16 protein-coding genes and 9 tRNA genes are annotated in these 15,196 nt (G+C 43.8%); 8 read left to right on the top strand and 17 right to left on the bottom strand.

From position 1 onward, the window contains the following. Window positions 1–99: 99 nt before the first annotated feature. The 7 genes from MSP8886_RS18515 to dinB all read right to left on the bottom strand — a co-directional run bounded on the left by MSP8886_RS18515 (window position 100) and on the right by dinB (window position 5,990). Window positions 100–930, bottom strand: coding sequence for a mechanosensitive ion channel family protein (locus MSP8886_RS18515; protein WP_067019363.1), 831 nt, complete (start codon window positions 928–930; stop codon window positions 100–102). Window positions 931–1,022: 92 nt separating this feature from the next. Beyond that, the gene (locus tag MSP8886_RS18510; RefSeq protein ID WP_067019361.1) at window positions 1,023–1,394 is read right to left on the bottom strand and encodes a hypothetical protein; all 372 of its coding nucleotides are present in this window, start codon (window positions 1,392–1,394) and stop codon (window positions 1,023–1,025) included. Window positions 1,395–1,484: 90 nt separating this feature from the next. After that, a complete protein-coding gene (locus MSP8886_RS18505) occupies window positions 1,485–1,943 on the bottom strand; it encodes a DUF2489 domain-containing protein (RefSeq protein WP_067019357.1) in 459 nt (152 codons plus the stop codon). A 50-nt stretch (window positions 1,944–1,993) separates the two neighbouring features. Beyond that, a complete protein-coding gene (locus MSP8886_RS18500) occupies window positions 1,994–2,809 on the bottom strand; it encodes an inositol monophosphatase family protein (protein WP_067019355.1) in 816 nt (271 codons plus the stop codon). 83 nt (window positions 2,810–2,892) lie between these two features. Then, window positions 2,893–3,561 (bottom strand): alpha/beta hydrolase, encoded by a 669-nt coding sequence (locus tag MSP8886_RS18495; protein WP_067019353.1) that lies wholly within the window; start codon window positions 3,559–3,561, stop codon window positions 2,893–2,895. 89 nt (window positions 3,562–3,650) lie between these two features. Next, complete coding sequence (locus MSP8886_RS18490; RefSeq protein WP_067019351.1) at window positions 3,651–4,631, bottom strand: hypothetical protein; 981 nt, start codon at window positions 4,629–4,631, stop codon at window positions 3,651–3,653. Window positions 4,632–4,928: 297 nt separating this feature from the next. Further along, window positions 4,929–5,990, bottom strand: coding sequence for a DNA polymerase IV (gene dinB / locus MSP8886_RS18485; RefSeq protein WP_067019350.1), 1,062 nt, complete (start codon window positions 5,988–5,990; stop codon window positions 4,929–4,931). A gap of 327 nt (window positions 5,991–6,317) precedes the next feature. Here dinB and MSP8886_RS18480 point away from each other — a divergent pair, with 327 nt between their 5' ends. From MSP8886_RS18480 to MSP8886_RS18455, 6 genes are all read left to right on the top strand, one after another. After that, on the top strand, window positions 6,318–6,947 hold the full coding sequence (locus MSP8886_RS18480) for an LPP20 family lipoprotein (protein ID WP_067019348.1): 630 nt from the start codon (window positions 6,318–6,320) through the stop codon (window positions 6,945–6,947). A 5-nt stretch (window positions 6,948–6,952) separates the two neighbouring features. Further along, the gene (locus tag MSP8886_RS18475) at window positions 6,953–8,134 is read left to right on the top strand and encodes a flagellar assembly protein FlgT (RefSeq protein WP_245659142.1); all 1,182 of its coding nucleotides are present in this window, start codon (window positions 6,953–6,955) and stop codon (window positions 8,132–8,134) included. 58 nt (window positions 8,135–8,192) lie between these two features. Continuing rightward, window positions 8,193–8,423, top strand: coding sequence for a cell division protein ZapB (gene zapB, locus MSP8886_RS18470; RefSeq protein WP_067019343.1), 231 nt, complete (start codon window positions 8,193–8,195; stop codon window positions 8,421–8,423). Further along, entirely contained in the window at window positions 8,420–8,899 is a 480-nt protein-coding gene (locus tag MSP8886_RS18465; RefSeq protein WP_067019340.1) for a hypothetical protein, read from the top strand. Before zapB ends, MSP8886_RS18465 begins: the two co-directional genes overlap by 4 nt. A 183-nt stretch (window positions 8,900–9,082) precedes the next feature. After that, on the top strand, window positions 9,083–10,054 hold the full coding sequence (locus MSP8886_RS18460) for a ProQ/FINO family protein (protein ID WP_067019332.1): 972 nt from the start codon (window positions 9,083–9,085) through the stop codon (window positions 10,052–10,054). Window positions 10,055–10,107: 53 nt separating this feature from the next. Further along, a tRNA-Tyr gene (locus MSP8886_RS18455) sits at window positions 10,108–10,191 on the top strand. A gap of 300 nt (window positions 10,192–10,491) precedes the next feature. Here the strand turns inward: MSP8886_RS18455 and MSP8886_RS22180 are convergent. The 10 genes from MSP8886_RS22180 to MSP8886_RS18410 all read right to left on the bottom strand — a co-directional run bounded on the left by MSP8886_RS22180 (window position 10,492) and on the right by MSP8886_RS18410 (window position 12,645). Beyond that, entirely contained in the window at window positions 10,492–10,692 is a 201-nt protein-coding gene (locus MSP8886_RS22180) for a hypothetical protein (RefSeq protein WP_139063182.1), read from the bottom strand. A gap of 50 nt (window positions 10,693–10,742) precedes the next feature. Beyond that, window positions 10,743–10,818 (bottom strand) — tRNA-Lys (locus tag MSP8886_RS18450). A 33-nt stretch (window positions 10,819–10,851) separates the two neighbouring features. After that, window positions 10,852–10,928 (bottom strand) — tRNA-Pro (locus tag MSP8886_RS18445). 2 nt (window positions 10,929–10,930) lie between these two features. Beyond that, a tRNA-Asn gene (locus tag MSP8886_RS18440) sits at window positions 10,931–11,006 on the bottom strand. Window positions 11,007–11,044: 38 nt separating this feature from the next. Then, window positions 11,045–11,120: transfer RNA gene (locus tag MSP8886_RS18435), tRNA-Lys, on the bottom strand. 14 nt (window positions 11,121–11,134) lie between these two features. Beyond that, window positions 11,135–11,210 (bottom strand) — tRNA-His (locus tag MSP8886_RS18430). 23 nt (window positions 11,211–11,233) lie between these two features. Continuing rightward, a tRNA-Pro gene (locus tag MSP8886_RS18425) sits at window positions 11,234–11,310 on the bottom strand. 2 nt (window positions 11,311–11,312) lie between these two features. After that, a tRNA-Asn gene (locus MSP8886_RS18420) sits at window positions 11,313–11,388 on the bottom strand. Between the two features lie 41 nt (window positions 11,389–11,429). After that, window positions 11,430–11,520, bottom strand: a tRNA-Ser gene (locus MSP8886_RS18415). Between the two features lie 63 nt (window positions 11,521–11,583). Then, complete coding sequence (locus tag MSP8886_RS18410) at window positions 11,584–12,645, bottom strand: polysaccharide deacetylase family protein (protein WP_083201035.1); 1,062 nt, start codon at window positions 12,643–12,645, stop codon at window positions 11,584–11,586. A 310-nt stretch (window positions 12,646–12,955) separates the two neighbouring features. Between MSP8886_RS18410 and MSP8886_RS18400 the strand changes: the two genes are divergently transcribed. After that, a complete protein-coding gene (locus tag MSP8886_RS18400) occupies window positions 12,956–14,167 on the top strand; it encodes a glycine C-acetyltransferase (protein WP_067019328.1) in 1,212 nt (403 codons plus the stop codon). After that, window positions 14,164–15,189 carry an L-threonine 3-dehydrogenase gene (tdh, locus tag MSP8886_RS18395; RefSeq protein ID WP_067019326.1) on the top strand — a complete coding sequence of 342 codons (1,026 nt, stop codon included), beginning with the start codon at window positions 14,164–14,166 and terminating at the stop codon, window positions 15,187–15,189. Before MSP8886_RS18400 ends, tdh begins: the two co-directional genes overlap by 4 nt. Window positions 15,190–15,196 lie beyond the last annotated feature (7 nt).

Below are 15,196 nucleotides of genomic sequence, written 5' to 3'. Positions count from 1 at the left end.
GTCTTGGCGTCGCTCGTGACATCGTGCAAAGGTCTCAAATCTTAATAAAACATGCCATCAAACCAACGTCTGACAGCATGTTGATATAATGCAAAGCGGTTATGCTTCTTTATTATGCAGATGGACATCCATTTGAGGGTAAGGAATACCAACACCCTGTTCATCAAAGGCGTATTTAAATTTCTCTAGTAAATCCGCTCTGACAGTCCAATAATCCCCGGCATTCACCCAAGGTCTTACAAAGAAATTGACTGAACTGTCAGCCAACTCAGATACGGCTACTAAATACTTCGGCTCTTTTAGGATTCGCTCGTCTGCGTTAATAATCTCTTCCATAATGCTTTTAGCGAGACGAATATCGGCGTCATAACTAATGCCAACCACCAAATCCAAACGGCGAGTCGCTTCACGAGAATAGTTCACAATGGAACCGTTCATAATGGAAGAGTTGGGGATGATAATCACACGGTTATCTGGTGTTTTTAGGTAGGTATGGAATAACTCTATACGGTCAACGGTTCCCATTTGTCCACCGCCATCAATAAAGTCACCAGCACGAAAAGGACGCAAAAGAATAATTAATACACCAGAAGCAAAATTAGACAGAGACCCTTGCAAAGCCAAGCCAACAGCTAAGCCTGCAGCACCTAAAATGGCAATAAACGAGGTGGTTTGAACCCCAACTTGCCCTAATGCCATTAATACCACACCAGCAAACATTAAGGCGTACAGAATACTGGATGTAAAACCAGCTACCGCACGATCCACCGAGGCTTTGAGCATTCTGTTTTCGCACCAACGGGATATTTTAGACGCGATATATTTACCGACCAATAAGATAACAAGGCCAATGACGATATTGATCGCTATATCTGTCAACCAAGGCAACATGGCAGAACCTTCACCTAGCCACTTTTCCAATTCACTCATGTATACATCCCTCACACTACCTTATTAAATACGATGTTTATACCAAGACAATTTGAGCAAAATGCCCAATAAAATTCTTTCGATTATTAAATTTAGACGATTAAATGTGTTTTATGCTGCCACTCATCCAATAAACAGGTTAATTGCTTAAGCCCTTCAGAATGAAAACGCACACATTGTCGACCATCAACAAGCTTAGTTTCTTTACGAAACGCGTCATCAATCACATAACACTGAGTGCGTAAACTCTCTATTTGTTCATTGTCACGAATCATCATGCCAATGAACATATCCCAGTCCTGTTCAGGTAAATTACCCTGTACAGCCTTGACCAGTAAGCTAACGCAATCTGCTTCCGTCATACGATAGTACGGAACTTTTGATTGGTAACGCACATAAAAGAGCATAATAGCAACTAATAAAATAAAAAATAGCGCTATGGATAAAACCAACTGAGCAATCATCTCTAAATAACCCGTCTATGCCTATGAATAGAGCGCAATACAACTCAATCTCATTACCATTGAATGCGAAATCCAAACATTCAGTCATTCCTATTGGAAGGAATAACTCAGCAAAGCATTTTTAGCACGCTCCAATTGCTCGGCATGCTGTTGTTCATAGTTATCCATTTCGACGCGAAACTTTTTGCGTGTTTCTTTTGGCAAAGCACTCCATTGCTCATGTGTTGGAATATGTTCCGTTTGGCCATGTAAATCATAAATGACACAAATATCCTTATGATCGGACAAATCCAACCCTAACTGATCCAGCAAGTTTTTAATACGAATACTTGCCTCAATCCAACCCAATTCTTCGGACCCAACGGTTTTGAGCAAAATGTGTATGCTATCAATACGAGCTTGACGCTCTTGGGCAACACGCTTTTCACCTTCTTTGATCCGCTCTTCACGGACCTTGGTAACGTTTAACTGGCGAGCAATCACAATTAACGCCACAACAATCACAACTGCGGACACAGCCAGTAGACTAAAAAACGCCGTCAACGACATAAAAACCCCATACAAATATCAACTTACGGCCAAAGCCATAAAACAGTTCATTATGCCTGGCTTAACAAAGAGAGTAATTCCTCATAAAGAGCAGGCACCGACACCAATAGCGCTTCCCCATTAATTGCCTCAGGCCAAGAAGAGTTAATTTTCTCATAACGCCCGATTGTCGCCCCTGCTTCTTGAGCAATTAACGCCCCAGCCGCCATATCCCATGGTTTTAGGCTTTCAAAATACGCATCTAAGCGCCCAGCCGCGACCCAACACAAATCTAACGCGGCCGATCCATTTCGACGAATATCTTGGCATTTCGCCAAAATAACACTAACACGTCGGATAATGCTGGGAAGCGTACTTTTATCGTAAGGGAACCCCGTTGCTACCAAAGCATTACGACACTGTGTTTGTTGGGAAACAAAGAGCCGCTCGTCATTTAGATAGGCCCCTTTTCCTTTTACCGCCCAGAAACATTCCTCTAAAAACGGCGCATTCACCACTCCAAGTACTCGTTCCCCGGCTAGATACAAGCCAATCGACACAGCAACATGACGATGACCATGAGCAAAATTGACCGTACCATCGATCGGATCAATGACCCAAACAGGCTTATTAGCAAGCTCAGCAAGGGCAAGCTTAGGGGAAGACTCCTCCGACAAAATCACATGATCCGGAAAAGTTTGTGTGATTTGCTGGCAAATATACGCATCGACTGCTAAATCGGCCGATGTCACCAATTCATGATCTGCTTTGTAGTCTGTGGAAAAAGCCGCTTTGCTTCTAGCCTCTACCATCATCTGCCCAGCGTGCGTGGCGACACTTTTAGCAAAGTTAAGCCATCCGTCTGTTTCTAATGACGCTGAAACCATGATTCATTTCCTTAGTAATCTATTCCAATATATGGTGAGTTAAACTGTCTTTTAGCAAAGAGCTAACTTAATTTAGCTCTTTATTAGGCTAAACGTGTATTCAGCCAAGCAGAGATATCCTGAATTTGCTCAGGACAAACGGAATGAGGCATGTCATAGCTTTTATAGTCAACCAGATACCCCTTATCACTTAAAAGCTCGCTGGCCTCTTGCGATAAACTGAAAGGCACAACGGGATCTTGCTTGCCATGATGAATCAAAAAAGGCGTCTTGCCATTCGCGCATTCTGAAGCGCTTGGTAGCATTGACTTATTCGCTAAATAAGTCGATAACGCCATGACCCCAGCCAATGAATACGAGGTCGTCAGAGATAGCTGATAAGCAATCACACCACCTTGTGAAAATCCCGCTAAGACAATGCGACTGGGATCAATACCCTGCGCGATTTGCGCTTCAATAAGGTCACTGACCTGCTCGCAAGACTCAGCAATGTTGCCAGTATCAACCTTGCGCTCCAAAGTGATTTCGTAAATATCATACCAAGCTCGCATTTCCATACCACCATTAACGGTCACCGGACGAATGGGGGCATGGGGAAACACAAAACGCACTTTTAAAGATGGATCAAGTGTCAATGCGGGGACAATGGCTTCAAAATCATGACCATCCGATCCTAATCCATGCAACCAAATAACAGTAGAATCAGGATTCTGAGCGGTCTCCACCACAACACTCGGTAATAATTCGGCCATTATTTACTCCAAAAAAATAGGCTAATACGTTGAACATTAGCCTATCATAATGACACCCAATTGTGGCCGTTTTCCTATCAAGAATACATTCAATGCTCTATTGGAAAACGCAGTTGTTTCACCTTCTGATGCTGGTCTAACGAAAACAGTACATCTGACCGTTCAGGCATGACAGCTAATAGATAACGCGTTAAACGTTCGTAATATTGCATAAAGCCTTTCAGAGCTTCCGGTGACATGATTTTTATATCCAGAGTATCCAATACCCCACCATGAATATCATACAGATGATCCTCAAGCATCCGCTCTTGTTTGTTGCGCCACTCATAGACCACATCATAACTGGGTGATTGCATCCACATTTGAATATCAATCAAATCAAACAGTGCCTTATAGTCCCCATGAAGATGCTCATCAACCGCCCTTCTCCAAGTTCCCTCTGGGTCTTTATCTTGCTCCAAACGATTAATCGGCTTATCAATTGTCTCTCCCAGTGAAAACGCCCCCACACACCAACCTTCAAATAAAACCACATCAATAGGCCCTTGCACTTCGGACCATAGATTCACAGGCTTTCTATCATCAAGAGATTTGTCAAAAGCGGGTACACGCATCACTTCGCCTTGTTTAAGGCTTTTTAAACGGGCAAAAACACTCTGCGCCAATGACATATCATGTGTGCCTGGCACCCCTCGCGTGGAAAATAAGGAGTGTGTGCTATTGGCGTATTTCAAGCGATCTTTATGCGTGCTATAGAGATCGTCCAAACTGACCACCACACTATTGAGTCCGAACCCTTTGTTAAGAATACGGCTAATGACGCGGCAAAAGGTCGTTTTTCCACAGCCTTGCGGTCCACCTAAGCCTACCACTAGAGGCCCTTGCTTAAGCGAGACTTTACCACTCAACCAATTTGCAAAAGGGAGATAGAGAGTATCTATTTCATTGACAAGTGCTTCATCGGCATAAACACTTCTCAGCGTTTGGGTGACTTCAAAACGTAAACGTCCAGCTAAAGACTCTGGCATATCATGCTTCCAATCATAGAAGCCTCTTGGATGTTTCATCATAAGACAACACCTACACATCAAAAAATGACATACGAGGCAAATTTACCCTGTCTTACTACAAGCCCTTACTTCACTCAGTTTCACTGTTTGAGAAGTGAGGGCTTGGTCTCGCTACTACACTGAGTCGTTGACTAGGTAATCCACTCGTCCGTTCCATTAATCCATTTCAACAACTGTCCCTATTCCAACAGTTATCCCCATTCAAATAACTATTAATCGCTCTAATAACTATAGCAGCAAGAATACAATCGTACATTTTTTGATCAAATAAATCTCAAAATCAACCACACTCCCCTTTTAATCAAACTCAATGCTCAGCTGTTCCTCCTGCTGTACAGATAGGCGATAACCCACCCCAATCAACCGAACAGGACGCATATGGCGTGAATAGGCCTGATGCAGTAAAGAGGAAAAAACCTCACTAGAGAAACAACTTTGGATCGGTTGCTCTACCGTTGTTTGCCGAAAATCATTAAATTTTAATTTCAAATAATATTTATTAATCAGCGAATAAAAATCTCGTCCCGCTAAACGCGCTTCTAAACTCGCTAGCAGTTCAGGAAGCATGTTTAAACACTCTTCTAGTGAAGACAAATCATGGGGAAACGTATGTTCGACAGACACGCTCTTGCGCTCACGGGATACTTGCACAGGCCGATCATCAACCCCCTTGGCATATTGTTGGAGTCGAAACGCCATACTCCCAACGGTTTTCTGCAATAATGAGAAGTCTATCGTCTGTAGATCCACACAGTGGTGTACTCCAATGGCAGCCAACTTTTCTTGAGAAACCTTACCAATCCCTGAAATGCATTTCACAGGCAACTGTGATACAAACTCAAATTGACTTTCTGGTGTAACCGTCTTCAAACCATTGGGTTTATTCCAATCACTGGCCACTTTAGCAATAAATTTATTTGTCGCGACGCCAGCGGAGACTCGAATTCCGACTTCGTTAAAGATTTGCTCTCGTATTGCTTGAGCAATCAGTGTCGCGCTGCCTTGGCAGGAAGAAGTGCCCGTCACATCCAGATAAGCCTCATCCAAAGAAAGCGGCTCGATAATGTCAGTATACTGCCGGAAAATGGCATGCATTTGCCGCGAGGCAATACGATATTTTTCCATATTTCCGGGCAAGATAATTAAATTTGGACACAAGCGTTTGGCAATGGCAGTCGGCATGGCAGAACGCACACCGAAAGTACGAGCATGGTAATTTGCCGTACACAATACACCACGAGACTGAGACGCCCCCCCGATAGCCAAGGGTACCTTTTCCAAAGAAGGGTCATCACGCATCTCAATGGCAGCATAGAAGCAATCTGCATCGATATGAATGATTTTCCTGAGCTTAGCCATATCCCCACCAAAAAACTGTATATAAAAACAGTATAATACCTTATTAAAAGCAAAAACACGCCCCACCCCTGATAAAGCGATATTACAAACAAGAGAAAAGTCACATCATGCGAACAAAATAAGCAGATTTACACGGGAAAACGTGGACGCCCCACAGACAAATGGTTTACATTTTTGCCCTAGCAAATGAAGGGAGTCACTATCTGGTCTACTTTTTGCTACAGGCTTACATTATTCCTATGGTCAAACATCGCTAACGATAGACAATTGACGCGATCTTTCCATGCAAAAAACGAGATATAGGACTTCCATTTAGGGGACGCCACCATGAAAATGACGATTCAACTACTCTTATTGGCCGCGCTGGGGGCCACATTATCGGGATGCCAGAATTTAGGTCAAACGACAGCGATGACCTGTACGACTGTAGGCCCCTGTAATGGCAATATCGTCGGCTCACCAACCTCTACAGCGCTTAATTACCCAAATAGTGTCCAAAATGCGACCAATGTTATCGGGGTTATAAAACAAGAACCGATCATCATTCATGCTACAGGATATGCGGCCATCAACCCCAGCAAACGCTACACAAAATCCCAAGCAAAATTAATGGCGCTGCGTAGTTCCACACTGGATGCCTACCGAAATCTATCTGAGCGAGTGTACGGCCTGAAAATTGACGGTACCAGCTCGTTAAGCAACATGGTTCTACAACATGATGAATTACGTTCTTACGTTGATGCCTATTTAGTCGGCGCAAAAATTGTTTCCCAGCGCGAGCATGAAGATGGGACATTTGAAACCGTCGTTGAAATGGCATTACAAGAAAACTTTCGTCAATGTGTCAGCAATCCATCCAGCATAAATAACGATCCGAAGTGTCAAATTCGTCCAGGATACCGTGCTGTTAACGTGGAAAGCGCTCATCCTACCACCAACTTTTATACTATCCAGTAATGCAGATGTTTCGCTACCTGATTTATATAATTGTTGTTCTTGCATCGATCGGCAACACCCTTGCCCAAACCGTCGATGCAGTTGGCACAGCTATTATTTATAATGGTGATATCAACGATGCTCGCTATCGGGCAACACAGCAAGCGATTAAACAAGCCGTTCTCCAGTCAAGCTCTCGTGTCAGTGTTAAAGACATACTTAACAATGGCCAACTCAACTCTGATTTGAAAATTCGCAGCGCTGGCCGAGTTCAACACGCCAAAATTATTTCCGAAACTCAAAAAGGCGATTTTTTAACGGTCGTTGCACGTATCAACGTCACAGCTGACTACATGTGTAGCAATGGCGCCACGAACTACTACAAAAAATCTGTGGCCATTACTGGCTTTTCTTTAGAGCACAGACAACAGGCCAGCCTTGGCGCATTAGGCAACATCTCCAGAGAACTTCCCAAAGATTTTACTGATGCCATCAATAAACAAGGCTTTTTAAGGGCTCTAGCAGCAACGAATATCGCCCTTTACCCAGACAGCATCAATGCCCCTTCATTAACCCAAAGCGACAACACCTTAACCGATGTGGTTCGAATCGCTCAAAAACTCGGCACACAGTATGTTGTCAGTGGCGTTATACGTGATATTGCTCCTCTTTATATAAGGCGTCCAAATGACCCTTATGCCAGCACAGACGACAAAAGTGAAAAGCAAAGAGACTTCGTTTTAGACATTTATATCTACGATGGCTTCAGTGGCGCATTGCTATTTCAAAAACGTTATAGTGAAATAGGCAACTGGGATATTTCTGATCATGCTAAAGTCGGTTTTGGTAGCGCCCAGTTTTGGACGACCCATTATGGTAAGGTGGTCAAAGAAACACTTAGAGAAAGCGCAATCGATACCAGCGAAAAATTGCGCTGCCAGCCTTTTATGGCCAATATTTTTCGCACAGAAGGGAAGCAAATTCACATTGCCGCCGGATCCGTATCTGGGGTAAAAGCAGGAGATAAATTTAAGGTCTATCGTCGTTATGAAATATTTGACCAAGACCAAAAACCAGAAACGCAACTGAATAATGCAAACATCAGTGTTACTATAAAGCAAGTTCAGCCTAACTTTTCAATTGGGGAACTGTCGGTTGATGCGAAAATTCTGAACGTACAACCGCATGACGTTGTCATCGCATGGTAACTTTTACAATTACGCTCCCTATGTACTATAGAGCGGTTTTACATTTTAGGACATTACAATGAACAACGAATTACTTCATCACTTAGAACAACGCATCAATGAAGCAGTAGAAGAAATCGGCTCACTGCGCAAACGTATTGCAGAATTAGAAATGCAAAACTACGAACTTAGCGAAGAAAAAAGTGAACTAGAAAGCAATTTAAATATTAAAAGTGAGCAACAAGCTAACTGGGAATCTTCCCTCTCTCAAATGTTAAATCGCCTTAGCCAATTGGATAACAAACAATGAAACGAATTCTATTTGCTACTTTAGCTTTATTTTGTGGGAGTACATTTGCAGCAGAAGGGCAAATTGCCAGTTTGGTCTCCTTTGAGTCCACCGCAGCCCGTCCAAAAATGAACAAAGAGCAAGACGGCAGCTTAACATCACTACTAAGCACTCAAATTGAATACACCACACCAGCAAATATCTCTGCTTACGCAGGCTTTTCTTTTGCCTTGGGTGACAATTTCGAAAGTGCGTTTAGTATGGGGGCCCGCTATTACAGCGCAACACCGGCCTTCCAACTTTTTCCAGGCATTCCCATGTGGTCATTTATCGGAGGTGGTGTTTATTTCTTAGATAGCGCTACTTACTACCCAGAAGCAGGCTTCCGTATCGCTACCTCCGACACTTCTAGGCTGGATGTCTTTGTCAAATTACTAAACAGCAGTGACGACAAATATGACCGTCATGTTATGGTGGGCGCAGGGCTAACCTTCTAACTCAATGAAGCTAATGCCTCTTTTAATCTTGTGCCTACTTGTGACTTCTGCTTATATTTGGCTCACGAGTAAACCAACAATAAAAATCGTTGAGCCCAGCGAACAGCAGCGACAAGAGATGCTTGGTATTGTTAACACGCCAAGCGTTCCACTAACGCCGCTATAAAATTTGAGCCTTGCTTTATGGAACAACTAATTGCCAAACTTGAAGCAGAGGTCGGCCGACTAATTGAAAAGTTAAGCGCCGCTGAAGAGGAGATCGCTGCACTCAAAGAGAGTCAAACCGATTCTCTTACCAGCAACGCCTCAATGGACCTTTTGCAGAACATGGTTAACCGCTCCACTGAAGATCAATTGCAGTTATATATCGAAGACTCTCTTGATCTACTCAGTCCAGCGGAAACCATCAAAACGGCAGTAACACATCAAAGCGACACTGAAGATCAGTTAAGCTTTGATCTACTGCATCCTCTTGCTGCTGATAACAGCATCACAATCACGACAACAGAACAGACTGACTACATGACAAAACAACAACCTGAGCTTAACGGCTTGCAAAACGTACAAGATGACAACCAAGTGGACACAAACACCACAGATGTACCATCAGCAAGTGACAGCACACCGGAAAAAGCGACCTTGACGCCGGAACAGAAAAAGCGTCAAAAAAACCAAAAAAATAATCGTCGCCTGATTAAGATGCTCGAAGACCGTTACCCTAAAGCGTTTGATTGGAACCAGCCTAAACCACTGAAAGTCGGTATAGACAAAGACATGGTCTTAGATGAAGACTTTAATGCCAGCAAGCAAAAACGCGCTCTAGCGGCTTATACTCGCTCTGACCGCTATAAGAAGTGTCTACTGTCCGGTCAGCCTCGTGTGGACCTGGAAGGTGTTGCAGTGAGCGATGAACCGGCTCTTCCTGAGTCCATGATCCCAAAAAAAGAGAAGAAAACCTTCAACCGTCCAAAAACGACAGATCGTCCGAAAACGGACCGCCCCGTGCGAAACAAAAAACCGCAATCTGCTTCGACTTCCAAAGGTAAACCCGCCAGGAAATCACAACCAACTAAAAGTCGCGAAGAGGATGGTTATGAAAACTTATCCCCAGAAGAGCGAATGAAAGCAAAACTCGAAAAACTTCTAAAAAAATAGAAAAAAGTGTTTACATACAGAAGCGTGGCATATATTATTTGCCGCGCTCTTGTGGAGGGGTTCCCGAGTGGCCAAAGGGAGCAGATTGTAAATCTGCCACGAAAGTTTCGGTGGTTCGAATCCACCTCCCTCCACCATTATTTTTTCATTTATAAATCAAATGATTATCTAGAAAGACTCTGAAAACATCCACCCTATACAAAACTTTATCCTCTTTTAAAAAGCCTCATACCCTCGAACACCAATCAAAACACATTGTTATTAACAACCTGACGCATTTCCATGCTTTATGGATAAAAAAGCCACTTAGACACAGAGTTATCCACGCACTATCCACACCCTCCCTTTGTTCCAACCCAGCAACAAAACCTATCACAATTAAACCACCTCAAAACCACACAGAAACTCTAAGACAAACACTTAGCCAAATAACTCAATCAAACAACAAAGCACCAGCAAACACACAAAAACCGATAGACGATAGACGATAGACGATAGACGATAGACGATAGACGATAGACGATAGACGATAGACGATAGACGATAGACGATAGACGATAGACGATAGACGATAGACGATAGACGATAGACGATAGACGATAGACGATAGACGATAGACGATAGACGATAAAATGCAATCTAGGACACAGTCAAGAAAAAAGAGAGGAAAAAGGTATAGTAAGAGAAGTGGTGGGTCGTACTGGATTCGAACCAGTGACCAATTGATTAAAAGTCAACTGCTCTACCAACTGAGCTAACGACCCTTCTCATAAACTTTTATTAATATAACAACTTGATGGTCGGAGTAGAGGGATTCGAACCCCCGACATCCTGCTCCCAAAGCAGGCGCGCTACCAGACTGCGCTATACTCCGATTGGCTCCTCGAACTGGACTCGAACCAGTGACCCAATGATTAACAGTCATTTGCTCTACCAACTGAGCTATCGAGGAATGAATCAGATTGTGCAGAATGTAATTCTGAAGATAGCTGGTGGGTCGTACTGGATTCGAACCAGTGACCAATTGATTAAAAGTCAACTGCTCTACCAACTGAGCTAACGACCCAACTATCAGAGTAATGGGGTGGACGATGGGGCTCGAACCCACGACCGATGGAATCACAATCCATAGCTCTACCAACTGAGCTACGCCCACCATTACTAGATGATCAATAAAATTGGTCGGAGTAGAGGGATTCGAACCCCCGACATCCTGCTCCCAAAGCAGGCGCGCTACCAGACTGCGCTATACTCCGATTGGCTCCTCGAACTGGACTCGAACCAGTGACCCAATGATTAACAGTCATTTGCTCTACCAACTGAGCTATCGAGGAACTAATTTTATTTATCACCGCAACATACACCTTATATAAGATGGCGGAGGAGGAGAGATTCGAACTCTCGGTAGGCTACTAACCTACGCCGGTTTTCAAGACCGGTGCATTAAACCGCTCTGCCACCCCTCCGTTGCGAGCGAGGTGTATATTACGGATTTCAAAATTCAGTGCAACCCTTTTTTAAAAAAAAGATTAACTTTTTTCAATAATATAGTGTTGGTCCTTTCCTGGGTGAATCCAAACATTGGAATACCAGTAATACTGCTTAGCAGAATTGTTTGGCATAGTACAATTAATGCGTCCACGGCCGACACCAAATGGCTTAGTGGCGGTTACCACTACTTCCTCTTTCGACACCCAATCTAAATTTGCTTTACCCTGACCGGATACATAGCACACCAAATCTTTTAAACGGTATTTGCCAGGCTTAAAGGTCAAACGGAGCGATACAGGATTGTTATCTGCATAATCGCCACTCTCCTCTTTTAACAGCGGCATCGGCATCGAATTAAGTTTTAGTTTTAATGTCGATAACGTAGCAAAACGACCTGATGCAGGAAAACGAGGTAAATCTTCAAAATCAGAATCCGCACTGACCACTCCAGACTGCTGCCCAAAGGCCATAAAGCCCTTCTCTTTCATCATCGCACGCAGCAAATGATTTGATTCACCATAAGGATAAGCCAACATTTTAGGAGAGTGACCAAGATGCTTGATTAAGGCCGTTTCCACACCAGCCACTTCTTTCTCCATACGTGCATGCCACGCAGCATCAGACTCCCCTTCTTCCTTACGGGCCATATAAGGGTGGCTAACCGTATGATTGGCAAACACCGCTCCCGACTTCTCCATTTCCTTCATAATATCCCATGTCAGAAAATGCGGATTTTTTTGCTTTAGCGGCTCAGAGTTAACAAATACCGTAAAGGGATAACCATATTGCTTCAAAATGGGAAAGCCCTGTTCGTAAATATCACGATAACCATCGTCAAAAGTAATCGCGACGGCTTTGTTGGGTAAACTCTTGTGTGCCTTGATCTTATCCAAAGCCGTTTTCAGATCGACCACTTGAAACCCAGCACTTTTTAGGTAGGCCATCTGTTTAGCAAACTGCTTAGGGGATAAGGACGTGGAAGCGGGTGTTGAATCAGAAACATGATGATATTGAAGAATGGGTAAATAATTTTGCGCACTTGCTGTAAGGCTCATAACAACACCACCAATAAGAACACCGCATCGAATACTAAACGTCATGAACACCTCTTTGATTAAAATTTGCGCTTATTTTACGCGAGGAGCTCTTGAAAAAGCCAGTCACAGAAACTGTTATGCTTGCTTTGCACGGTCACTGCCTCTGTTTTACCCCAACTATCCCTACTACACTCAAAAGAGCAGATACCATAAACCCCTTTGGAGCTCTGATCCTGCCACTCGCAAACAAGGCCAACCAAGCCAAAGTAGCCCATTACGATACATCGATGATAAATCGTCATCGGTTGCTCGTAATAGGAAGCGTTAGCAGAGTGAATTTGATGCCAAAAGCACACTATAAACGAGGTGAACCATGAGCAAATCCGTTTTTTTCCAACACCTTAGTGAACAACTTGAATCGCTTAAAAGTGAAGGACTCTATAAAGAAGAGCGCGCCCTAATTACACCGCAAGCCAGTCAAATCACCACAAAAGATAACAAACCACTGATTAATTTATGCGCGAACAACTATTTAGGACTAGCCAATGATGAGATGGTCACTCAAGCTGCCCATCAAGCCCTTGATGATTATGGATACGGTATGGCCTCCGTTCGCTTTATCTGTGGCACACAAAATATCCATGAAGAATTAGAAAAAAGCCTAAGCGACTTTTTACAAATGGAAGACACCATTTTGTACTCTTCCTGTTTTGATGCAAACGGTGGCCTTTTTGAAACCTTGCTTAATAAAGACGACGCCGTCATCAGCGACGCTCTTAACCACGCTAGCATTATCGATGGCGTTCGCCTGTGTAAGGCCAAACGCTACCGTTACGCCAATAACAATATGCAAGAGCTAGAAGCTAATTTACAGCAGGCGGATAAGGATGGTGCCCAAACGAAACTGATCGTCACCGATGGGGTTTTCTCAATGGATGGTATCATTGCCAATTTACCAGCCATCTGCGACCTTGCTGATAAATACGATGCCCTAGTTATGGTTGATGACTCCCACGCGGTCGGATTTTTAGGGAAAAATGGCCGAGGAAGCCACGAATACTGCAATGTCATGGGTCGTGTCGACATCATTACCGGGACACTGGGCAAAGCTCTTGGCGGTGCGTCTGGCGGCTACACAAGTGCTTCTAAACCCATCGTAGAATGGTTACGTCAACGGTCACGTCCTTATCTGTTCTCTAATTCTCTGTCGCCTATTATCACGGCAACTACCTTAACTATTCTGGAATCCCTTAAGAAGGGCCAAGCAGCTCGCCAACAACTCAAAGACAACAGCGCTTATTTTCGCAAAAAAATGGGAAATTTAGGATTTACGTTAATTCCAGGTGACCACCCCATAATTCCTGTTATTCTCGGAGATGCAAAGCTTGCCACACAAATGGCAAATGCACTTTATAAAGAAGGCATCTACGTAACAGGCTTTTCCTATCCGGTTGTTCCTATGGGTAAAGCCAGAATCCGTACACAAATGTCGGCTTCCTTGACTAAGGAACAGTTAAATCACGCCATTGACTCCTTTGCCAAAATTGGTCGTGATTTGCATATTATTAAAGGACCTAAGCAATGAAAGTACTCGCCAAAACCCATGCGAAACAAGGCATCTGGATGTCTGAAGAGAACTATCCAGAATGTGGTCATAATGACGTCATTATCAAAATTCGCAAAACAGCCATTTGTGGAACAGATATGCATATTTACAACTGGGATGATTGGGCACAAAAAACCATCCCAGTACCGATGACCGTTGGCCATGAGTTTGTTGGTGAAATTGCACAAATTGGCGAAGAAGTAACAGGCTTTACTATCGGTGATCGTGTCTCTGGAGAAGGTCATATTACTTGTGGGCAGTGCCGCAATTGCCGTGCAGGGCGTCGCCACCTATGTCGCCAAACACAAGGTGTGGGAGTGAATCGTACTGGCGCTTTCGCTGAATATGTTGCCATTCCAGCCAGTAATGCCTTTAAGATTCCTAGCAATATAAGCGATGATCTCGCCGCCATTTTTGATCCCTTTGGTAATGCGACACACACGGCCCTTTCCTTCGACTTGGTTGGGGAAGATGTACTCATCACAGGTGCTGGCCCCATTGGCGCCATGGCCGCCGCCATCGCCAAACACTCGGGCGCCCGTAATGTTGTCATTACCGACATCAATGATTATCGCCTTGAGCTTGCTCGAAAGATGGGCGCCACCCGAACGGTCAATGTGGAGAAAGAATCTCTGCGTGACATTATGACCGAGCTCGGCATGCTAGAAGGATTTGATGTTGGGCTAGAAATGTCAGGCAACGGCATGGCTTTCCAATCCCTCCTTGAATGCATGAACCATGGCGGCAAAGTCGCCATGCTAGGTATTCCCAATAAAGACACAAATGTCGATTGGAACCAAATCATTTTTAAAGGTTTGGTTATCAAAGGTATCTATGGACGAGAAATGTACGAAACCTGGTACAAAATGGTTGCCATGTTGCAATCTGGCCTAGACCTTAGCCCAATCATTACTCACCAATACAGTATAGAAGAGTTCCAACAGGGGTTTGATGCCATGGCGTCTGGCCAATCCGGAAAAGTTATTTTAAATTGGTGCTAGCCCCCCT

The sequence above is a fragment of the Marinomonas spartinae genome, assembly GCF_900089775.1.
Classification (GTDB): Bacteria; Pseudomonadota; Gammaproteobacteria; order Pseudomonadales; family Marinomonadaceae; genus Marinomonas; species Marinomonas spartinae.
This window is presented reverse-complemented; position numbering and strand designations above follow the sequence as displayed.